The sequence below is a fragment of the Comamonas sp. JNW genome (genome assembly GCF_003105075.1).
Classification (GTDB): Bacteria; Pseudomonadota; Gammaproteobacteria; order Burkholderiales; family Burkholderiaceae_C; genus Comamonas; species Comamonas squillarum.
The window spans coordinates 453,687-474,889 of record NZ_QETI01000002.1 but is presented as its reverse complement, the minus strand read 5'-3'; the positions used below and the strand labels follow the sequence as shown (position 1 = coordinate 474,889).

Genomic DNA, 21,203 nt, shown 5'->3' with positions numbered 1-21,203 from the left:
CCTTCCTCAAGCAGCGCCTTCTGGCTGGCGCCAGGGCGCGCCCTGCGCAAAATGCGCCATCACCCAGTCGCGCAAGGCGCTGGATGCGGCACTGCGCCACTGGCTGGAAGGCCGCACCAGGTAAATGCCGGCATCGGCCTGCAGTTGCCACTGCGGCAGCACCTCCTGCAGATGGCCCGCTGCCACCTCGGGGCCCAGCAACCAGTCGCCGCCCGCAATGATGCCCAGCCCTTGGCGCGCGGCGACCAGCAAGGCCTCGTTGTCATTGCTCACCATGCTGGCGCGGATGCTGACCGTGCAGGATTCCCCCGCGCGCGAGAACTGCCACTGCGGGTAGCTGCGCAGCCCGGTAAAACCCAGGCAGCGGTGGCTGGCCAGGTCCTGCGGCGTTTGCGGCCAGCCTTGCGCTGCCAGATAGCTGGGCGCGGCGCAGACCAGGCGCCGGTGGTCACACAGCCGGGTCGCCACCAGGCTGCTGTCGGCCAGCGAGCCGATGCGGATCGCCGCATCAAAACGCTCCCCGATGATGTCGACAAAGCGCTCGGCATACTCCACATCCAGCACCACCTGCGGGTGGGCCTTGGCAAACCCCGCCACCATGGGGCTGAGCCAGCGCCGCCCCATGCTGGCCGGCAGCGACAGCCGCAGCGACCCGCGCACCACCGCCGCGGCCTCGCTGGCCTGGCGCTGGGCCTGTTCCAGCAAGGCCATCGCCTCGCGCACCTGGGCCACAAAATGCTGGCCCTCGCTGGTAAACCGCAGCTGGCGCGTGGAGCGCTCCAGCAGCCGAATCCCCAGCCGCGCCTCCAGCGCGCTCAGCCGGCGCGACAGCACCGTCGGGTGGCGCTGCAACTGCGCGGCCGCTGCGACAAACGAGCCGGCATCGAACACCGCCAGCAAGGCGCTGAGTTCATCGGCGTGTTGGCTGTCGAGCAGGGGCATGGTCGCTGGCGGAGTGGTTGGTGTCCGCACTATAGACGAAGACGCGGTGGCGGCCCTTGCCTGGGCGGCCATGCCGCCATACAAGCCGCCTGGCTTCAAGGCAGCAGCACCACCGCCCCCTGTGTCTGCCCCGCTTCCAGATCGGCATGGGCGGCAGCCACGTCGGCGAGCGCATAGCGGCGCCCAATGGCCGGTTGGAGGATGCCTTGCGCCACTGCCTGCAGCACGGCAGTGGCGCGCTGCTGGTACTCGGCCGCCGAGGCAGTGTGCGCGGCCAGTGAGGGGCGGGTGATGTAGAGCGAGCCCTTGGCGTTGAGCGTGCCCATTTCGACGGCGGGCGGCGCGCCGGTGGTGGCGCCAAAGGACACCATCAGGCCCCGTGGGCGCAGGCAGTCCAGCGATGCGGCAAACGACAGCTTGCCCAGGCCGTCATAGACCACATCGGCCATGCGCCCGGCAGTGGCCTCGCGCAGTTGGGCGGCCAGGGTCTGGGGATCGAACACCAGCGCCTGGTCGCAACCGGCAGACAGCGCCCGCGCCTGGCTTTGCGGTTTGGAGACCACGCCGATGACGGTGGCGCCCAGGTGCTTGGCCCAGGAGGCCATCAGCTGGCCCACACCGCCCGATGCGCCATAGAGCAGCACAACGGTGCCCGGGCCGACGGCATAGGTGCTCGTCAGCAGGTACTGCGCGGTAATGCCTTTGAACAGCACGGCGGCGGCCTGCTCGGCGCTGATGCTATCGGGCAGCTTGACCAGGCGCTCGGCCGGGTAGAGGCGCTCGCTGGCATAGGCGCCCAAGGGGCCGGTGGCATAGGCCACCCGGTCGCCCACCGCCACCTGGCTCACCCCGGCGCCCAGCGCCAGCACGGTGCCCGCGCCCTCCAGACCCAGGCCCGATGGCAGCGGGATGGGCGCTATGCCCTTGCGCTGCAGCACATCGAGCGGGTTCACGCCCACCGCCTCCTGCGCGAGCAGGACCTCCCCCGGGCCGGGTGCGGCCACATCCAGCTGCTGCAGTTGCATGCATTCCGGGCCACCGGCCGCTGCCAAACGAATCACTTGCGCCATCTATCACTCCTTGCGGTTTTGTCGATGGCGCCAGCTTAGAGCCTGCATGGATACGGATAAATAGTGCGCCATACAATAGATAGCTGCAGTGGGTGCAGCAATCACCGCCGTGGCGCTACCGAGCTGTCAGGCAGCGCGCCGCCCCAGCAGATCACACAGCTCGGTCAGATTGCGCACCAGCGCCTGGGGCGGGGGGCTGCTCAAGGGCCAGCGCAAGGCCAGGCCTGCTTCGCTGCGCTGGTGGTGGTCCAGCTCCTTGCGCTGCACCCAGGCGGCCTGCATGCCGCAGGCCAGCGCGCCTTGCACATCCAGCTCGGCGTCGTCGCCCACATGCAAAAAGGCCGGCAGATCGATACCTGCGCGCTCGGCAGCAGCGGCAAAAATGCGCGGATCGGGCTTGGCCACCCCCACCTCGCGCGCGCTGGTGCTGGCCACAAACCAGGGCGACAGGCCCACCAGGTCCAGCTGCGCATTGCCGTTGGAGACGGCGACCAGCGGGTAGCGCGAGGAGAGCCAAACCAGCGCATCCTCGACTTCGGCAAACCAGGTCACGCGGTTGCGGGCCGCAAAGAACTGGGCAAAAACGGCCTCGACCAGCGCTTCATCGCCACCGCTTTGCTGCAGCGCGCGGCGGATGAACTGCTGGCGGAAATGCGTCATGTCATGCGCCAGGTGTACAAAGTCATCGCGCACCGACTGGCGGATGCGCTGGGCCTCGGCCGGGTCCTGCAGCAGCGCCGCAGTGGCAGGGGCATGGTCCAGCAAAAATGCGTGCTGTGCGGCCTCGGCCGCCTTCAAGGTGGGCAGCACGGGCCAGAGGGTGTCATCCAGGTCAAGGCTGATGGCACGGATTCGGGAGAGATCGAGCATGGCGCCCAGCATAGCGGATCGCGGCCGCCTGGCGCGCCGCAGCCGTCCGCAACCCGACAAGCGCGCGCGGGCCCGCTGCGCCCAGGGGTATGCACCGGGGCCGGCCGCCAAGCTGCGACAATCCTAGCCATGGTTTCACGCTTTCGACCCGAGCCCCTTGGCCAACCCCTCCCTGACCGAACCGGCATCCTGCTGTGCAACCTGGGCACACCCGATGCGCCCACCACAGCGGCCACGCGCCGCTACCTGGCCGAGTTTCTGAGCGACCAGCGCGTCGTCGAGATCCCGCCGCTGGTCTGGAAGCCGATACTGCATGGCGTCATTTTGCGCACCCGGCCGGCCAAGTCGGCCGCCAAGTACCGCAGCATCTGGATGCCCGAGGGCTCGCCGCTGGCCGTCTGGACCGACAAGCAGGCCAAACTGCTGCGCGGCAGCCTGGGCGAAGCGGGCCACCAGGTGCTGGTGCGGCCGGCGATGCGCTATGGCAACCCCTCGATTGCCCGCCAGCTCGATGCCTTCAAGGCCGAGGGCGTGCGCCGTGTGCTGGTGCTGCCGCTGTACCCGCAGTATTCGGCCACCACCACGGCCAGCGTGGTCGATGCGGTCAACGCCTGGTGCGCCAGCGCGCGCGACATCCCCGAGATCCGCTTTGTGCGCAGCTACCAGCGCGACCCGGGCTATATCCAGGCGCTCGCGCAGAGCGTGCGCAAGCAGTGGCAGATGGATGGCCGCGCGCCCAAGCTGGTGATGAGCTTCCACGGCATTCCTGAGCGCAATGTGCGCCTGGGCGACCCCTACCAGCAGCAATCGCAGGAGACGGCCCGCCTGCTGGCCGCCGAGCTAGGCCTGGCCGAGAGCGAGTACCTGCTGACCTTCCAGTCGCGCTTTGGCAAGGCCAAATGGCTGGAGCCCTATACCGAGCCCAGCCTGATCGCGCTGGCCCAGCAAGGCCTGCGCCATGTGCAGGTGATGTGCCCGGGCTTTCCCGCCGATTGCCTGGAGACGCTCGAGGAGATCAACCAGGAGGTGCGCGAAGCCTTTGTCCATGCAGGCGGCCAGCAGTTCGACTACATTGCCTGCTTGAACGACCAGCCCCGCTGGATCCAGGCGCTGCGCGAGCTGGCCCTGCAGCACCTGCAAGGCTGGGACACCAGCGCCCCGCCGCCCCATCCGCGCTGAGCGGCCCACCCGCACAACACCCGCCCACGCTGCCCGAGACCGTAGCCTATGACCCTCCTCACCCCTTACCGGCCCGAGCAGCGCGAGCGCGTGCTGGCCCTGTCCCTGCACGAGGCGCAGCAGCCCTATGTCGCGCCAATGGCCCAGACGCTGGCCGAGCTCCACCCACGGCTCAGCGCCCACCTGATCGGCCATGGCGAGCAGATCGCCGGCTTTTTCCTGATCGACCGGGACTACGCGCAGCGCTACCCCTTTGCCTCGGCGGACAGCGTGGGCCTGCGCAGCTTCTTTGTCGACCAGCGCTTTCAGGGCATGGGCCTGGCCAAGCGCAGCCTGCAGGCGCTGCCCGCCTACCTGCAGGCGCAAGGCATGGCCGCCACAGCCGTGTTCCTGACGGTGAACTGCAAGAACGCCGCCGCCATCCCGCTGTACCGCCAGTGCGGTTTTGCAGACACCGGCGAGCTGTACCTGGGCGGCGGCTACGGCCCACAGCACATCATGCGGCTGGCGCTGTAACGCAGCGCTTTCGCCTTGCCCAGACAGCCACATTGACCCACCACAAGGCCCCTGCCGCCCCGCGCGCCTGTGGCCCTCTAAAAAAGATTCCCTTGTCCGACACGCCATTGACCCCTTCCCCACCTGCCGCCTCCTTGCTCTGCGCCGAGCTGCTGCAGGCCCACGAGCTGCGCCTGCGCATTGACCCGGCCCAACTCGGCTTTGCCAGCACGGCCGAACTGGTGCAGGAGCCCTTCTCCTGGATCGGCCAGCAGCGCGCGCAGGCGGCGGCCGAGTTTGGCCTGGCGATGGACCCGCCCGACTACCACCTGTTTGTGCTGGGCGAAGAAGGCAGCGGCCGCACATCGCTGCTGCGCCAGGCCATGCAGGCCGAGGCACAGCGCCGCCCCGCCGCGCAGGACATCGCCTTTGTGCACAACTTTGCCGTGCCCGAGCGTCCCCAGGCGCTGCGCCTGCCCGCCGGCCAGGGCCGCAGCCTGCGCCGCCGCATCGAGGCCATGGTGGACAAGCTGCCCGAGCAGCTCGACAAGGCCGTGCAGCAAGCGCAGCACCGCAGCCAGATCGAGCAGCTCTACAACCAGGCCCGCCAGGCCGAAGAGGCCGCTTTTGGCACGCTGCACGACTGGGCCCAGGGCGCCGGGCTGCGCATCCGCCGTGAAGAGGGCCAGCTGGTGGTGGAGAGCCAGGACAGCGGCCCTGCCGGCCCAGGGGATGCCGGATGCCCGGACGCCGGACAGCCCGCTGCCGATGCGCCTGCCGCGTTGACTGCCGCAGAGCGGCTGCAGGAGCCGTCCGCCGCTAACAACGATCAGCTGACGCCAGCGCTGCAAAGCGACTCTCAGCCCCCAGCCGACACCGAGGCCGACTTGGCCCTGCTGCTGTCTCCTGGCGAAGGCGCAGAGCAAGAAGGCGAGGATGGCGCAGACGCCCCCAATGCCACGGCACCCGCCGGAGATCTGGAATACCAGCTGCGTGTGCAGCTGGCGCAGTTCCGCGGCCTGGTGCGGCAGGCACAGATGGCGCGCGATGCGGCGCTCAACCTGTTCTACCAATCGCTGGCCACGCCGCTGTGGCAGGCGGCATCCGCGCAGGTGCTCGATGGCCTGACGCCCAGCGCCGAGCATGGGGCCACCTTGCAGCGCTGGCTGTCGCAGATGCAGGCCGAGTGGCTCAAGAACATGGCGCTGTGGGTGCCGGGCAGCATTGCGCAGGACGCCGATGCGCTGCTCGACCAGACCGACAGCATCGAGGGCGAAGGCGAAAGCCAGGACGCACGCGACGATGCCCGCGCCCTGCTGGAGGCCAAGCGCAAGGCGCTGCGCGCGCTCAGCCAGCTCAACCTGATCGTGGACCACCATGGCGAGGCCCATGCCCCCGTGGTGCTGGAAGACCAGCCCAGCCTGCGCAACCTGTTTGGCACCATCGACCCGCCGGAAGACGACGAGCGCCGCAGCGATTTCTCCTGCATCCGCGCGGGCAGCGTGCTGCGCGCCGACGGCGGCTTCTTGATGCTGCACCTGCGCGATCTGCTGGGCGACGAAGACAGCTGGCAGGCCTTGCGCCGGGTGCTGCGCACGCGCCAGCTGCGCATTGAGGATGCGCATGCCGCGCAAGGCCCCAGCAGCAGCGGCGCGATGCTGCCCGAGCTCTTGGCGCTGAACTTCAAGCTGGTGCTGGTCGGCTCCGAAGAGGCCTACTACCAGCTGCAGGAGAGCGACCCGGACATGGCCCGGCGCTTTCGCGTCAAGGTCGATTTTGCCGACCAGTTCCAGGCCTCGCTCGCCACCTACCGCGCCACTGCGGCGCTGATGGCGCAGCGCTGCAAGCTCTACCAGATGCCGCACTGCGACGCCGGCGCGGTGGCCCGGCTGCTGGAGCAATCCCACCGCGAAGCCGATGACCAGCAGCGCCAAAGCGGCCGCTTGAACCAGTTGGAGGCCCTGCTGCTGGAGAGCGCCCAGCGCGCCCGCCAATCCGGCCAGCCATCGGGCCAGCACCGCCTGGTGCAGGCCGCCGATGTGGAGGCCGCCTTGGCCGCCCAGCGCCTGCGCCACAACGCGATGGAGCAGGACCTGCATGCCGCCATCACCGACGGCGAGCACCTGATCTCGTTTGCCGGCAGCCAGGTCGGCCAGATCAATGGCATGTCGCAGATCGACACCGGCGACCACCGCTTTGGGCTGCCGGTGCGCATCAGCGCGCGTACCCATGCCGGCCAGGAAGGGGTGATGAACATCGAGCGCGAGGTCGCCATGTCCGGCCCCATCCATGACAAGGGCGTGCTGATTTTGCAGGGCTATCTGACGGCCTTGTTTGGCCACCTGGCCCCGCTGGCGCTCAATGCCTCGGTGGTGTTCGAGCAGGAATACAGCGGTGTCGAGGGCGACTCGGCCAGCTGCGCCGAGCTCTACGCGCTGCTGTCATCGCTGTCGGGCATGCCGCTGCGCCAGAGCATTGGGGTGACCGGCGCGCTCAACCAGCATGGCGAGGTGCTGCCGGTGGGCGGCCTCAATGAAAAGATCGAAGGCTGGTTTGACCTTTGCGCCGCGCAGGGCTTGGACGGCAGCCATGGGGTGCTGATCCCGGCGCGCAACCAGCGCCACCTGATGCTGGCCGAGCGCGTGGTGCAGGCCGTCGAGGCCGGGCAGTTCCATGTCTACACGGCCGAGCATGTGGGCCAGGGCCTGGCCTTGCTGACGGGCCAGTGCGAGCTGCCCGCCAACGCGGCGCACCCGGTGGAAGAAGCACAGCGCCTGCCGATCGCCGTGCTGCAGGCGGCCGAGGCGACCTTGCTGCAGTACCGCCTGGCCTGCCAGCGTGCCGATGCGGCGCGGCCCCGTGCCCAACGGGCGCGCCAACGGCAAATGCCCAAGCCCGTCAAGCGCCCGCCGCTGGATTGAGCGCTGGATCGTTCAGGCTTCGTCCGGGACGGGCAGGTCCTGTGACGACGCTGCCGCCAGCTGCAGGCGCAACTGGGCGTTTTCCAGCTCCAGCGCCTGCACGCGGGCGCGCAGGTCGCTGATCTGCTGCTGGGCCTTGTCCAGCGCAGCATCCACCGCCTCGGCGCCATGCGCGGCCGAGGGGGCGCTGGCCGGCTCGGCGGACTCGGGCGCCTCTTCCTTGGGCTTGCGCTTGGCTTCGCGCACCTGCTTGACCACCTGCTTCAAGCCATCCTTGCCGCCTTGGGCAGCGGCCTGCTGCTCTTCGTGCGGCAGGGTCGCGACCACGGCCGCGGCGTTGATGGAGATATCGCCGGCCTTCAAAGCCTCGACCAGCGCAGGCGCGGCGCTTTTCTGGATCTTCTCGATTTGCGCAACCTGGCTGCTCGACAAGCGCGCCGCCTTGGCAATCGCCTCGCGCGTGGCTACTTTTTCCAGCTCGGCCGCATCGACCGGCGAGAACGCATCATCGGCATTGCTGACGGCTGGCGCCTCGCCTTCGGCCTGTTGCGCGGGCACCGGGTGGGCCTTCTCCAGCTTGCGGTGCTCCAGAATCTCGCGCTTGCGCAGTGCCAGCACGCCACGCTGAAAATCGGAGACGCTGCGGCGCCCCAGGTGCTGGTCAATCATCCACAGGTAGACATCCTGCATCGACTGGAACTGGGTGTTCTGCACCGTGTTGAAAGGCAGGCCATGCTTTTGGCAGATGCCGTAGCGGTTGTGGCCATCGACCAGTACATTGCCCCAGAGCACCAGCGCATCGCGGCAGCCTTCGGCCAGAATGCTGCGCTCCAGCGAGGCATGCTCGTCCGGGGTCAGTGGGTCGATGTAGGCCTTGAGTTCTTCGTTGACAACAATATCCATAATGCAGAGCGGCGGCAGGGTGCCGCCGCTGGTAATCCTTAAAAAAGCTTGCGCCGATTGTAGAAGTGCGCAAAAGTGGCAGCCGCTTGACAAGGATTTGACAGCCATGAACAAGACCGAACTGCAGGCATTGATCGCCGTACTCCAAACCCGCTTTGAGGCCCACTCCGCCCGCCACCCGTCGCTGGACTGGGCCCTGGTGCTACAGCGCCTGGACAAGAACACTACGGCCCATAAAGCGCTGGCCCAGATGGAAGCGACCGGCGGCGAGCCCGACGTGATCTTGCAGGACAGCGCCAGCGGCCAGCTGCTGTTTGCCGATTGCGCCGCCGAAAGCCCCACGGGGCGGCGCAGCCTGTGCTTTGACGAAGAGGCGCTGGCCGCGCGCAAGGAAAACAAACCCGCAGGCAGTGTGCAGGGCATGGCCGATGCGATGGGTGTGCAGCTGCTGGACGAGGCGCAGTACCGCCATCTGCAGACCCTGGGCGCGTTTGACGGCAAGACCTCCAGCTGGCTGGCCACGCCTGACGAGATGCGGCGCCTGGGTGGCGCGCTGTTTGGCGACCGGCGCTATGAGCGCGTGTTCACCTACCACAATGGCGTGCAGTCCTATTACGCGGCGCGCGGCTTTCGCGCCGGCCTCTGGGTCTAACACAGGCAGGGGTTGGTGCAGCACCATCCATATTCCCTGGGAGCATATAACCTTACCGCGATATATTCAATCCGCGCATAGCCTGCTTGCAGACCGCAATCGCGGGACAATAGGCCCATTGATTTGCCCCCACATGCTATTGCCATGACAACCTTTCGCCAGCTGGCTGTGGCCAGCGCCCTGTTTGCCAGCAGTTGGCTCACGGCAGCCCATGCCGCCCAGCCCCTTTTGAGCCCGGCCGAGTTGGCCAGCGCCCAACAAAGCGCGGCCGCGCCTGTCGTCATCGATATCCGCGAGCCCAAGCTCTATACCGAAGGCCATATTCCCGGCGCGCTCAACGCGCCCTATGGCAAGTGGCGCGGCCCGGCCACCAACCCCGGTGAGCTGCCCGATCTGCCCAAGCTCACGGCCTTGGTGCAGTCGCTGGGCCTGACCCCTGCCACGCATGCCGTCGTGGTATCGACCGGCGCCGATGCCACCGATTTTGGTGCGATGGCGCGTGTCTACTGGAGCCTGAAGGTGCTGGGCTTGAAGGACCTGTCCATCGTCAACGGTGGCATGAAGACCTGGGTGGCCGAGGGCCAACCCGTCAGCACCGAGACGCCCCAGGTGCAGGCCAGCAGCTACCAGCCCGTGCTGGACGAGAGCCTGATCGCCACGCGCGACCAGGTGCGCTCCCATGTCGACCTGAGCAATGCCGCGCTGGTCGATTCCCGCCCCGATGCGTTCTACCAGGGCAAGACCCGCGCGCCAGCGGCCAAGCTCTCGGGCACCCTGCCCGGCGCGCAACAGCTCGATTTCAACCAGTGGTTCGTCAAGGGCACGGCCCAGTTTGTGGACCCGGCCACCGCTCGGCAGATTGCGCAGAAGGTCAGCCGCAAGGACGGCCAGGACACCGTCGCCTTCTGCAATACCGGCCACTGGGCCGCTACCGACTGGTTTGGCCTGAGCGAGATGGCCGGCCTGCCCAATGTCAAGCTGTATGCCGGCTCGATGGTGGACTGGACCCAGCAGCCCGACGCCCCGGCGATGGAGAACCAGCCCGGCCGCGCCGAATCGCTGGCCTATGACGCCAAGCAATGGTGGCAGCGCAAATTCAAATAAGCCGGACCCGGTTCTTTGGCTGCCAGCACTTCTGCAGAAGCGCTGGCAGCTTTTTGTTGTATTGACTCTCAACGGTGATCGTGATGAAACGACTTCCCCTGTCGATCCTGATGGCGGCCTTTTTTGGCTGGCTGCTGTGGTCGGTATCGCTGCGCCAGGCGGCGCTGTTCCTGGTCGGCATCGGCCTGGGTGCCATCCTGGCTGGCCAGCGCTTTGGCTTTACCACCGGCTGGCGCATGCTGGTCGAGGACAAGGACCCACGCGGCGTGTTTGGCCAGCTGCTGCTGCTGGCACTGGCCGCCGCGATGGCCATGCCGCTGCTGGGCCACTACCCGGAGCTGACGGCCGCGCTGGGCCCGCCCAGCATCAGCCTGCTGGTGGGTGCCTTTGTATTTGGGCTGTGCATGCAGATTGCTGACGGCTGCGGCAGCGGCACCTTGTACAAGGCCGGTATGGGCATCCCGATGAACACGGCCATCCTGCCGATGTTTGCGATTGGCAGCTTCTTAGGGTCGCTGCACCTGGGCTGGTGGCTGGACCTGGGCCGCATGCCGGCAGTCGGCCTGGTCAGCACCTGGGGCTGGCTGCCGGCCCTGCTCGCCACCTTGGCGGCGCTGGCCGTCATCGGCTTTGCGGTCAAGGCCTATTGCGCCAAGGCCCATGCCGCGCAGCAGCGCAGCATGCCCGGCCTGTGGCAGCGCAAGTGGGTGATGGGCGCCATTGGCCTGGCCATCTTCGCCACCTTGAACCTGGTGATTGCCGGCCAGCCCTGGGGCGTGGTCTATGGCTTTGGCCTCTGGGCCGCCAAGGTGGCCAATGGCGCTGGCATCGTGGACCTGGCGGGCAACTGGTTCTGGAGCCAGCCGGGCAATGCCCAGCGCCTGCACGAGACCGTGCTGCTGGACATCACCAGCATCACCAACATCGGCATTCTGGCCGGTGCGCTGTGGATTGCTGCGGGCAAGCCGGCTGCTGCCAAGGCGCTGACCGGCACGCAGTGGCTGGTGGCCCTGGTCGCAGGCCTGGTGCTGGGCTACAGCTCGCGCCTGGCCTTTGGCTGCAATGTGGGCGCGATGCTGTCTGGCATCAGCACCGGCAGCATCCATGGCTGGATCTGGGTGCCGCTCGCCTTTGCCGGCACGATCTTCGGGCTGCGCATTCGCCGCCATTTTGGTTTTTAAGCGCGAGGAGCCGCACATGAACACCACCCTTTTGCGCAGCAGCTTCTGGCTGCTGCTGGTCGCCTTCATCGCCTGGGATTACGTCCACAGCCAGCCCGTGGACCTGCGCTACGAGGCGCCGCTGATCGCCGCGGGCTCGGGCCAGCATGCCAGCGGCGGCCACTGCTCGATGCCCGACTGAGCACGCCCGCGCGCGTCATGGCTTTGTCATGAAACAGTCACGGTAGCTGCCAAAAATACGGGGTTTGGCGCGGGGCATCCGCCCGTCCCCGGAGTGCTATCTTGACTGAACCCCTGCCGCGCACGCCTGATACGGCCCCGCTGGTCTCCCCCCATGACAACAGCGGCCTGATCTGGGGCTATGCCTTTGACGGCCAGGGCCCCGCCTCGGCGCTGACCGCCGAGCAAGCGCAGGCCTGGCTGGCCGCACCGCCCAGCAGCACCGGCTTTGTCTGGCTGCATTTCAACCTCTCGCATGCCCACTGCCTGCGCTGGCTGCAGCAGTATGCGGCGCTCGATGAGCAGTACTTTGAGGCGCTGCGCGATGGCCTGGCCTCAACCCGTATCGAGCGCATGGATGACGCGCTGCTGGCCGTCATCAACGACATCGATTTCGACTTCCAGTTCGAGTCCAGCGATATCCACACGATGTGGATCCAGGCCTCGCCCCAGTGGGTGATATCGGCCCGGGCCCACCCGCTGCGCTCGGTCGATGCGCTGCGCCAGCAGATTCGCCAGGGCGACACGCCCGGCTCCAGCCCCCAGCTGCTCGAACGCCTGCTGCGCGCCCAGGCCGATGTGCTGGTGCGCATCGTGCGCGATGTGACCCAGCGCGTCGACCAGATCGAGGACACCATGCTGGGCGGGCGCACGCGCATGCAGCCGCGCCAGCTGGGTGCGCTGCGCCGCCTGCTGGTGCGCTTGAAGCGCCTGCTCGCGCCCGAGCCCTCGGCGATGTTCCGCCTGCTGCAGATGCCCCCGCAGTGGATGCTGGACGAGGACCTGCATGCGCTGCGCGCGGCCAGCGAAGAGTTCTCCGTTTTTCTGCGCGACATGCAGTCGCTCGAAGAGCGCATCAAGCTGCTGCAAGAAGAGATTGCCGCCGGCATCAACGAAGACACCAACCGCTCGCTCTACACGCTGACGATGATCACCGTGCTGGCCCTGCCGGTGAACATGATGGCTGGCCTGTTCGGCATGAATGTGGGCGGCATCCCGCTCAGCCAGGACCCGATGGGCTTTTGGCTGCTGGTGGGGGTGATCGTGCTGTTCTCGTTGATCGCGGCCTGGTGGCTGCGCAGCAAGCGCCGCAACCCGCCGGCCTGAGAAGCTGTTCAGCGTCTGCAAAAAGACATTGAAAACCCATCACTGATTATTTTTTTGTAAAATAGAAGGCTTGGGTGTCGTCACATAGGGTGTAGCGGCAGGTTGTTAGCGAAGGTCGGGCCGCCTCGCTGGAACCCTGTTGCCTGCACCGTTTGGCCTGCGGGGCGCTGACACCCCCGTGCGCGCCCAATGGCCTGCAAACGGCTGCATGCTTCGCATCGGAGCACACCATGTTTGCCATCGAGCATCTGGCAGCTGGCATTTTTGCCATCGCGCTGGCCCACACCTTTCTTGCCAAGCAGTTCGAGCGCCTGTCGCACCGCTACCCGCGCCATGCGGGCGTCTTCCATCTGCTGGGCGAGGTCGAGATCGTCTTCGGTTTCTGGGCCATGGTGCTGATCGGCGTCATGGCGTTTGCCAGCGGGCCGGCCCAGGCGGTGGATTACGCCGAATCGCGCAACTACACCGAGCCCCTGTTTGTCTTTGTCGTCATGGTCATGGCCGCCTCCCGCCCCATCGTGATGACGGTGCAGCGCACCCTGGCGGCGCTGGCCCGCGCCACGCCGCTGCCCACGGCCCTGAGCCTGGCCTGGCTGGGCCTGGCCGCCGTGCCGCTGATGGGCTCGCTGATCACCGAGCCGGCCGCGATGACCATTGCCGCACTGACCCTGGCGCCGCTGGTGTTCACCCCTCAGATGCCCACCCGCCTCAAGTACCTGGCGCTGGGTGTGCTCTTCGTCAATATCTCCATTGGCGGCACCCTCACCTCCTATGCAGCGCCGCCGGTGCTGATGGTCGCTGCGACCTGGGGCTGGGACAGCGCCTTCATGCTGAGCCACTTTGGCTGGAAAGCGGTGATTGCCGTCTTGATCAACGCCAGCATTGCGACCTGGTGCATGCGCGGCCATCTGACGGCAGCACCGCAAAGCGGCGATGCGCAAGCGTCCATGCCGCTGGGCGTGGTGGCCGTGCATGCGGCCTTGCTGGCAGCCGTGGTGGTGCTGGCCCACCATCCGGTGCTGTTCCTGGGCGTATTTCTGCTGTTTCTGGGCTACACCCATGCCTATGCCAGGTACCAAAGCCCGCTGATCCTCAAGGAGGCGCTGCTGGTGGGCTTTTTCCTGGCGGGCCTGGTGGTGCTGGGCGGCCTGCAAAGCTGGTGGCTGCAGCCACTGGTGGCCAGCATGGTGCCGCTCGCGCTGTTCTTTGGTGCGCTGGGGCTGACCGCCATCACCGACAACGCCGCCCTCACCTACCTGGGCTCGCAGATCGAAGGCATGAGCGATGCGGCCAAGTACATGCTGATGGCCGGTGCCGTCGCCGGCGGGGGCCTGACGGTGATCGCCAATGCGCCCAACCCTGCCGGTGTGGCGCTGCTCAAGCACGGCTTCAGCAACGCAACCATCAGCATTGGCGGCCTGCTGCTGGGCGCCTTGCTGCCGACGGCCATTGCGGCGCTGGCCTTCCTCTGCTTATAAAGCTCGGCTTATAAGGCCGGGGCAGCGCTCTTGCCATGCACCTGGTAGCCCGCATCGATCCAGGCATCGATGCCGCCCAGCAGCGGCCGCACCCGCTGGATGCCCGCGCGGCGCAGCAGCTGGGCAATACGGGCTGCCGAGACCTCATTGGGGCAGGCGCAGTACACGATCACCGCAGCGTCGGGATCGATGGCCGGCAGCCGCGCCCCCCTGGCATGCGGGTCATAGGAATGCGCCCCGGGAATATGCGATGCCTCGAACGCGGTGCCGGCACGCACATCAAGGATGACAGGCAGATCGCCGCCGCCCAGCATGTCATTGAGTTCGTCGACCGTGAGCCGCTCCATGCGCAGCGAACGGATCACCTGGCGCCGGCTCCACCAGCGGCGCGCGATAAAAATGGCAAACGCCAGCCCCAGCAGCAGCAAGCCCCACTGGCCCAGTTGCGCGAGCACCGCCAACAGGTCCTCGACCGTGGAACTGAACAGCCCCCCCAGCAGCACGGCCGAGCCCACCCACAGCAGCGCGCCTATTCCATCGAACAGCACAAAACGGGCGGGCGTCGTGCCCACGGCCCCGGCCAGCGCACTGGCAATCGATGCAAAGCCGGGCACAAACTTGGCAATCAGCAGCGACTTGGCACCCCAGCGGCCATAGAGCGATTCGGTGTTCTGCACGCAGGAATCGGGCGAGAGCGAGACCTTGCACACCCTGGCAAGCACACGCCGGCCATAGCGCCGCCCCATGGCATACCAGACGCTATCGGCAATCAGCGCCGCCAGCACGGCCACTGCAATCAGCAGCAACTGCTGCGCCAGCGAATGGCCATGGATGGCGCCGGTCACCATCAGCACCGGATAGGCAGGAATGGGCGCGCCCAATTGCTCGATCAGCACATTGAGAAAGACGATGCCAATGCCGTATTCGCGCACCAGGGCGACAATCAGATCCATGGAGACAAGCCGTTCATATGCTGCAGGCGCAGCGACAGTTTTTGATGCATGGATGGTAGGCCATGCAATAGCTGCTGCCTAGCCCGCAAATGGGCAATACAGTGTTGCAGCTTTAGAACGCTCGCGCAGCGAACGCCATAAAAAAGGCACCCCGCAGGGTGCCAAGAGAAGGATGCATTGCCAGCGCCGGGCATCAGGCCGCTGCAGCCTGCAGCGCCTTTTTGTGGCCCATCCACTTCAGAACCCGGGGAACGATCAGCACCGCCAACACGATGATGATCAGAGTCAGTGACATGGGGCGCTGCAGGAAGATGGTCCAGCTGCCCTCGCCAATGGCGACCGCGTTGCGCATCTGTGCCTCGGCCAGCGGCCCCAGGATCATGCCGACGACCACCGGCGCGGTAGGGAAGTCAAACCGCCGCATCACCACGCCCAGCACGCCAATGCCCAGCAGCAGGAACAGATCGAAGGTGCTCTGGCGCATGCCGTAGGCCCCAACGGTGGCGAAGATCAGAATGCCGGCGTACAGCTGCGGCTTGGGGATCTTGAGCAGCTTGACCCACATGCCCACCATCGGCAGGTTCAGCACCAGCAGCATCACATTGCCGATGTAGAGCGAGGCAATCAGCGCCCACACCAGCGTGGCCGAGCTGGTAAAGAGCTGCGGGCCGGGGTTGATGCCGTAGTTCTGGAATGCGCCCAGCAGCACGGCCGTGGTGTTGCTGGTGGGAATGCCCAGGGTCAGCAGCGGAATCAGCGCCGCCGTCACCGTCGCATTGTTGGCGGCCTCGGGGCCGGCCACGCCTTCGATGGCGCCGCTCGTGCCGAACTCGGCCTTGTCGTCGCCCTTGGCCAGCTTCTTCTCGGCCGCATAGCTCAGAAAGGTCGGGATCTCGGTGCCACCTGCAGGGATGCAGCCAAACGGCGTACCGATGACCGTGCCACGGATCCAGGCGGGCACCGAGCGCTTCCAGTCGCGGCGTGTCATGTGCACGCGGCCCATGGTGTTTTGCGTATCGCGGGTCTTGGCCTCATAGAGCGCAAAGTACAGCACCTCGGCCACGGCGAACAGGCCGACGGCCACCAGCACGATGTCGATGCCGTCGAGCAGCTCGGGCTTGCCCATTGTGTAGCGCGCCGCACCGGTGATCTGGTCCATGCCGATGCAACCCACGGCCAGGCCCAGGAACAGGGCGGTCAGACCGCGCAGGCTGCTCTTGCCCAACACCGCGCTCACGGTGGTGAAGGCCAGCACCATCAGCATGAAATACTCGGGCGGGCCCAGGCGCACGGCAAACTCGGCCACGGTGGGCGCAAACAGGGTCACGACCACGGTCGCAATCGTGCCGGCCACAAAGGAGCCGATGGCCGAGGTCGCGAGCGCCGCACCGGCGCGCCCGCTCTTGGCCATCTTGTTGCCCTCCATCGCGGTCACCATGCTCGCTGTCTCTCCCGGGGTGTTGAGCAGGATCGAGGTGGTCGAGCCGCCATACATGGCGCCGTAGTAGATGCCGGCAAAGAAGATCATCGAGGCGGTCACCTCGACCTTGGCAGTGATGGGCAGCAGCATGGCCACCGCCACCGCAGGGCCAATGCCCGGCAGCACGCCAACCGCCGTGCCCAGGGCGCAGCCCACCAGCGCCCAGAGCAGGTTCACCGGCGTGGCCGCCGTCATGAAGCCTTGAATCAGTGCATTGAAAATTTCCATCACAGCCACCCTGTCTCGGTCAGTCCAGGCAAGTTGATTGCCAGGAATTGGGTAAAGGCCCAGAACACGGGCGCAGAAATCAGCAGGCCGGTGACCAGGTCCTTGCCCATGGTCTTGAACGAGCCCGCCTGCGTTTGGCCGGTGGCGCGGCGCAGTCCTTGCGTGGCCAGCACATAGCACAAGGTGCAGCTGAGAATGAAGCCCAAGGTGGTGATCAGCGCCGCGCTGCTCAGCAGCCCCGCGCACACCCAGGTGAGCGCGCCCCAGTCACCATGCTGGGCGCCATCGGGGGCATCGAGGTGGTGAAAACCGCCGCTCAGTGCCTCCCAGCACAGCCAGATGCCGCACAGGCCCAGCACGCTGGCCGACAGCCAGGGCAGAAAATCCGGCCCCACGCCGCTGTAGCCCGCCTGCGAGGGGATGTGCAAAGCACCCCAGGACAACAGGCCGGCGATGACCAAGACCGCTATGCCGACCAGCAGCTGCGAGGTGGTACGCGGCGTGTGCGCATGCTCGAAAGCCTCTGGCGCAGGCGCGGCTGCGCCGTTGGCGGCCGGCTCCGAAGAATCTGCGGTGTTGCTCATATCGAAACTCCTGAAAAAGATGACCGTGGCGCCCCTCCGCCCTGCGGGCGGCAACAGCCCAGCCGGGCACCGGGCCAGGCCGGTTCCTCGGGCGGGTTGCTATAGAGAGCGCAACGCGCGCGGCATGGCCGCCAGGGGCCATGCCTGCTGCGCTTAGACCATGCCTGCGCGGGTCATGGTGTCCTTGAGATTGGCGAACTCTGCCGTGACGAACTGGCTGAAGGCGTCGCCGGCAAGCCAGGCCGAGGTCCAGTCGTTCTTCTTCATCGACTCGGCCCAGCTGGCGCTCTTGGTGGCTTTTTCCAGCATCGCAATCAGCTGCGCGCGCTGGTCGGCCGAGATGCCGGGCGCGCCATAGACGCCGCGCCAGTTGCCGATTTCAACATCGATGCCCTGCTCCTTGAGCGTGGGCACGGTCGAGCCTTCAAGGCGCTGGGCCGAGGTGACCGCGATCGGGCGCATCTTGCCGGTGGCGATGTACTCGGCAAACTCGCTAAAGCCGCTGCCCCCGACGGTGACATTGCCACCCAGCACCGCAGCAATCGCCTCGCCGCCGCCCCGGAAGGCGACATAGTTGATCTTGGCTGGATCGACACCCACGGCGCGGGCAATCATTGCCGCAGCAATGTGCTCGGTGGAGCCGCGCGAGCCGCCGCCCCATTTGATCGAGCCGGGGTCCTTCTTGAGCTGGGCGACCACTTCGCCCATGGTCTTGTAGGGCGAGTTGGCAGGCAGCACAAAGACGTTGTATTCGCTGGTCAGGCGCGCCAGCGGGGTGGCCTGGTTCAGGTCCACCGGCGGCTTGCCGGTGATGATGCCGCCCAGCATGACCGCGCCCATCACCATCATCGCGTTGGGATCGCCCTTGCTGCCATTGACGAACTGCGCCAGGCCGATGGCGCCTGCCGCGCCGCCCTTGTTGTCATAGGTGACGGAGCCAGCCACGCCGGCATCCTGCAGCGCCTTGCCCAGCGCGCGGCCAGTCGTATCCCAGCCGCCGCCGGGGTTGGCGGGCAGCAGCATCTTGACATTGGTGGCGGCCAAGGCCTGCAGGGGCAAACTGCCGGCAGCAGCCAGAGCGAGCATGGATTTGAGGAACGCATCACGGCGCATGGTTGTCTCCTGATCGTGTTGTTAGTGCTTGCATCATCGCTGCGCTAGCTGTCAAATGGCTGTCAGCCAGGCCGTCCGAAGCTAGGGAAAACACCGAGCCCGGAGGCGCTGGCGAATTGGTGCACACTCCCGCCATGCACCTCTTGCTGATCGAAGACGACCCCACCATGCAGACCACCTTGCAGCGCACCTTGCGCCGGCGGGGCATGGAGGTCACGCCCATCACCGATGGCGGTGCAGCGCTGCCGGCCTGGCGCAAGCTCGAGCCCGATGTGGTGGTGCTGGACCTGAGCCTGCCGACCATGGACGGGCTGGAGATCATCGCCCAGGCGCGCAGCGAAGGCCTGGCCGCCCCCACCTTGATCCTGACGGCACGCGGCACCGTCGGCGACCGCATTCTGGGCCTGAACTCAGGCGCCGATGACTACCTGGCCAAGCCCTTTGACCTGGACGAGCTCGAAGCCCGTATCCGCGCGCTGGTGCGGCGCGCGCAGCCACTGGTGGCCGAACCCGCCGCGCCGGCCGCGCCCCCCTCCGGCATGGCGCTGCGCTATGACAAGGCCTCCGAATCGTTTTACTGGCGCGGCACGCTGTTTGAGCTGACGCCACGCGAAGTGGCTTTTTTGCGCGTGCTGAGCCAACCTATGGGCCAGGCCGTGACCAAGGAGCGTTTGTTCAGCGCCGTCTTTGCCGGCGAGAGCGATGTGCAGCTCGAAGCGGTGGAAGTGGTGGCCTACCGCCTGCGCAAAAAGCTGGCGCCCACGCATATGCAGCTGATGACCTTGCGCGGCCTGGGCTACCTGCTCAAGCCCGGTGCCGCCGATGGCGCCTGACACCGGCAAGGACAGCGGCCGATCCCAGGCGCCGCGCATTCGCTCGCTGCGCCGCAACCTGCTGCTGGGCATCCTGCTGCCGGTGGTAGTCTTCATCATCTACAACACCAGCAGCCTCTACCGCCAGTCGCTGCAGGCCATCAACACCGCTTACGACCGCAGCCTGCTCGCTTCAGCCAAGGTGATTGGTGAGCAGCTGACCGTGGCCGGTTATGACGACCTGGCGATTGTCGACTCGGCCGTGCCCTATTCGGCGCTGGAGGCCTTCGAGGCCGATAACCAGTCGCGGCTGTTCTACCGCGTCTCCAACATGAGCGGCGAGCTCATCGGCGGCTTTGCCGAGCTGCCCATCTGGCGCGGGCGCATCGCCCAGCAGCCGCCCTATGCCGCACTGGTCGATTTCTACAATGCCGAGTTCCGGGGCATGCCGGTGCGCATGGCCGCCCTGCTGCAGCCGGTGGCCAGCGCCACCGGCAGGGGCATGGCCCTGATCCAGGTGGCAGAGACGCTGGAGATCCGCGAATCGCTGGCGCGCGACATTCTCTGGGGCACGCTGGTGCAGCAGGCCTTGCTGTTTGGCTGCATTGCCGCCGTGGTGGTAGTCGTGGTGCGGCGCGCGACCTTGCCCATCCTGCAGCTGAGCGACCAGCTCAATGCGCGCAGCGACCATGCCTTGCAGCCCCTCAAAACCCCGGCGGCCACGCCCTCGGAAGTGCTGCCGCTGGTCGATGCGACCAATCGCGTGATGGCGCGGCTCTCGCACCTGGTGCAGCACCAAAAGCGCTTTGTGCGCGACGCCTCGCACCAGCTGCGCACGCCGCTGGCGGTGCTCAAGGTACAGGTGCAGTCGGCCCAGCGTGGTGATGTGGAGCCCGAGCAGGCGCTGCGCGAAATTGCCGCCACCGTGGACCGCGCCACCTTGCTGGCCAACCAGATGCTGTCGCTCGCCAAGGTCGAGCAGCTGCACCAGTCCGAGCACCCCCAGACCGCCCACCTGACGGCCATCGTGCGCGACATGGTGATTGAGCTGTCGCCGCTGCTGGCCGACAAGAACCTGCAGTTCGAGCTGCAAAGCGACGAGGTGCTGCTGGCCGCCCATCCCTGGATGCTGCGCGAGCTGGTGCGCAACCTTTTGCACAATGCGATCCAGCATTCGCCGCCCGACGCACCACTGCTGCTGCAGCTGGTGCAGCAAGGCCCGGCAGCCACCTTGCGCATCAGCGACTGGGGCCCAGGCGTCAGCGCCGAGATGCAGGCGCGCCTGACCGAGCCATTTGTCAGCGGCAACCTGCGCGACGGCTCGGGCCTGGGCCTGGCGATCTGCCACTCCATCGTCACCGCGCTGGGCGCGCGCCTGTCCTTGCACAACCGCCTGCACCAGGGGCTTGTCCAAGGTTTCGATGCTGTAGTAGAGTTCAAACCGAATGTCCAACCACCCGCCGAAGATGGCCCACACTGAGACCGAACAGACTCCCACGATGCGCATCGACAAATGGCTGTGGTGCGCCCGCTTTTACAAAACCCGCGCGATTGCCGTCGAGGCCATCCACAAGGGCCATGTGAAGGTCAATGGCACGGTGGCCAAACCCTCCAAGGAAGTGCGCGCGCAGGACACCGTCGAGCTGCTGCAGGCGCAGACACCGCGCACCGTAGCCGTGCTGGGCATGGCGGCGACACGCGGCCCGGCCCCGGTGGCCCAGCAGATGTACGAGGAAACAGCCGACAGCATCCGCCAGCGCGAAGTGCTCAGCGAGCAGCGCCGCCTGGCGCCCGAGCCCGCCAACAGCCTGCAAGCCGGCCGCCCCACCAAGAAAGACCGCCGCGACATGCAGGAGCTGCGCAGCTGGAACGACCGCTGGAGCGCGCAATAAGCGTCTGCATGCGCAGCATG

General features: G+C 66.9%; 20 protein-coding genes. 12 read left to right on the top strand and 8 right to left on the bottom strand.

Annotated features, from left to right (window positions below):
• Positions 1-6 precede the first annotated feature (6 nt).
• The 3 genes from DCO45_RS05220 to DCO45_RS05210 all read right to left on the bottom strand — a co-directional run bounded on the left by DCO45_RS05220 (position 7) and on the right by DCO45_RS05210 (position 2,882).
• Complete coding sequence (locus DCO45_RS05220) at positions 7-942, bottom strand: LysR family transcriptional regulator (RefSeq protein WP_116924815.1); 936 nt, start codon at positions 940-942, stop codon at positions 7-9.
• A 95-nt stretch (positions 943-1,037) separates the two neighbouring features.
• Positions 1,038-2,012, bottom strand: coding sequence for a quinone oxidoreductase (locus tag DCO45_RS05215; protein ID WP_116924814.1), 975 nt, complete (start codon positions 2,010-2,012; stop codon positions 1,038-1,040).
• Between the two features lie 126 nt (positions 2,013-2,138).
• Positions 2,139-2,882, bottom strand: a complete 744-nt coding sequence (locus DCO45_RS05210) for an HAD-IA family hydrolase (protein ID WP_116924930.1) — start codon at positions 2,880-2,882, stop codon at positions 2,139-2,141.
• A 129-nt stretch (positions 2,883-3,011) separates the two neighbouring features.
• Between DCO45_RS05210 and hemH the strand changes: the two genes are divergently transcribed.
• The 3 genes from hemH (at position 3,012) to DCO45_RS05195 (ending at position 7,477) form a co-directional block, all read left to right on the top strand.
• Positions 3,012-4,061, top strand: a complete 1,050-nt coding sequence (gene hemH / locus DCO45_RS05205) for a ferrochelatase (RefSeq protein ID WP_116924813.1) — start codon at positions 3,012-3,014, stop codon at positions 4,059-4,061.
• A gap of 48 nt (positions 4,062-4,109) precedes the next feature.
• Positions 4,110-4,577 (top strand): GNAT family N-acetyltransferase, encoded by a 468-nt coding sequence (locus DCO45_RS05200; protein WP_116924812.1) that lies wholly within the window; start codon positions 4,110-4,112, stop codon positions 4,575-4,577.
• Positions 4,578-4,669: 92 nt separating this feature from the next.
• A complete protein-coding gene (locus DCO45_RS05195) occupies positions 4,670-7,477 on the top strand; it encodes an ATP-binding protein (protein ID WP_133248071.1) in 2,808 nt (935 codons plus the stop codon).
• A gap of 12 nt (positions 7,478-7,489) precedes the next feature.
• On the opposite strand, the gene DCO45_RS05190 is transcribed toward DCO45_RS05195, so the two are convergent.
• Positions 7,490-8,380, bottom strand: coding sequence for a plasmid replication/partition related protein (locus tag DCO45_RS05190; RefSeq protein ID WP_116924810.1), 891 nt, complete (start codon positions 8,378-8,380; stop codon positions 7,490-7,492).
• Between the two features lie 106 nt (positions 8,381-8,486).
• Here DCO45_RS05190 and DCO45_RS05185 point away from each other — a divergent pair, with 106 nt between their 5' ends.
• The 6 genes from DCO45_RS05185 to DCO45_RS05165 all read left to right on the top strand — a co-directional run bounded on the left by DCO45_RS05185 (position 8,487) and on the right by DCO45_RS05165 (position 14,121).
• Complete coding sequence (locus tag DCO45_RS05185) at positions 8,487-9,032, top strand: DUF4256 domain-containing protein (protein ID WP_116924809.1); 546 nt, start codon at positions 8,487-8,489, stop codon at positions 9,030-9,032.
• Between the two features lie 144 nt (positions 9,033-9,176).
• Complete coding sequence (locus tag DCO45_RS05180) at positions 9,177-10,136, top strand: rhodanese-like domain-containing protein (protein WP_116924808.1); 960 nt, start codon at positions 9,177-9,179, stop codon at positions 10,134-10,136.
• Between the two features lie 83 nt (positions 10,137-10,219).
• Positions 10,220-11,317 (top strand): YeeE/YedE thiosulfate transporter family protein, encoded by a 1,098-nt coding sequence (locus DCO45_RS05175; protein ID WP_116924807.1) that lies wholly within the window; start codon positions 10,220-10,222, stop codon positions 11,315-11,317.
• 16 nt (positions 11,318-11,333) lie between these two features.
• Positions 11,334-11,498 (top strand): hypothetical protein, encoded by a 165-nt coding sequence (locus DCO45_RS22895; RefSeq protein ID WP_021026986.1) that lies wholly within the window; start codon positions 11,334-11,336, stop codon positions 11,496-11,498.
• Positions 11,499-11,599: 101 nt separating this feature from the next.
• On the top strand, positions 11,600-12,643 hold the full coding sequence (locus tag DCO45_RS05170) for a transporter (RefSeq protein WP_243419247.1): 1,044 nt from the start codon (positions 11,600-11,602) through the stop codon (positions 12,641-12,643).
• Positions 12,644-12,873: 230 nt separating this feature from the next.
• On the top strand, positions 12,874-14,121 hold the full coding sequence (locus DCO45_RS05165; protein ID WP_116924806.1) for a putative Na+/H+ antiporter: 1,248 nt from the start codon (positions 12,874-12,876) through the stop codon (positions 14,119-14,121).
• An 8-nt stretch (positions 14,122-14,129) separates the two neighbouring features.
• Here the strand turns inward: DCO45_RS05165 and DCO45_RS05160 are convergent, their stop codons facing one another.
• The 4 genes from DCO45_RS05160 to DCO45_RS05145 form a co-directional block, all read right to left on the bottom strand.
• Positions 14,130-15,074, bottom strand: a complete 945-nt coding sequence (locus DCO45_RS05160) for a DedA family protein/thiosulfate sulfurtransferase GlpE (protein WP_116924805.1) — start codon at positions 15,072-15,074, stop codon at positions 14,130-14,132.
• A gap of 193 nt (positions 15,075-15,267) precedes the next feature.
• On the bottom strand, positions 15,268-16,782 hold the full coding sequence (locus DCO45_RS05155) for a tripartite tricarboxylate transporter permease (RefSeq protein WP_116924804.1): 1,515 nt from the start codon (positions 16,780-16,782) through the stop codon (positions 15,268-15,270).
• The gene (locus tag DCO45_RS05150) at positions 16,782-17,366 is read right to left on the bottom strand and encodes a tripartite tricarboxylate transporter TctB family protein (protein ID WP_116924803.1); all 585 of its coding nucleotides are present in this window, start codon (positions 17,364-17,366) and stop codon (positions 16,782-16,784) included. Before DCO45_RS05150 ends, DCO45_RS05155 begins: the two co-directional genes overlap by 1 nt.
• A gap of 153 nt (positions 17,367-17,519) precedes the next feature.
• Positions 17,520-18,479, bottom strand: a complete 960-nt coding sequence (locus DCO45_RS05145) for a tripartite tricarboxylate transporter substrate-binding protein (RefSeq protein WP_116924802.1) — start codon at positions 18,477-18,479, stop codon at positions 17,520-17,522.
• 134 nt (positions 18,480-18,613) lie between these two features.
• Between DCO45_RS05145 and DCO45_RS05140 the strand changes: the two genes are divergently transcribed.
• From DCO45_RS05140 to DCO45_RS05130, 3 genes are read left to right on the top strand one after another with little or no spacing between them, the layout of a single operon-like run.
• Entirely contained in the window at positions 18,614-19,312 is a 699-nt protein-coding gene (locus tag DCO45_RS05140) for a response regulator transcription factor (RefSeq protein WP_116924801.1), read from the top strand.
• The gene (locus DCO45_RS05135; RefSeq protein WP_116924800.1) at positions 19,302-20,771 is read left to right on the top strand and encodes a sensor histidine kinase; all 1,470 of its coding nucleotides are present in this window, start codon (positions 19,302-19,304) and stop codon (positions 20,769-20,771) included. The genes DCO45_RS05140 and DCO45_RS05135 overlap by 11 nt, the downstream gene beginning before the upstream one ends.
• Complete coding sequence (locus DCO45_RS05130) at positions 20,737-21,183, top strand: RNA-binding S4 domain-containing protein (RefSeq protein ID WP_116924799.1); 447 nt, start codon at positions 20,737-20,739, stop codon at positions 21,181-21,183. Before DCO45_RS05135 ends, DCO45_RS05130 begins: the two co-directional genes overlap by 35 nt.
• The last annotated feature ends 20 nt before the right edge of the window (positions 21,184-21,203 follow it).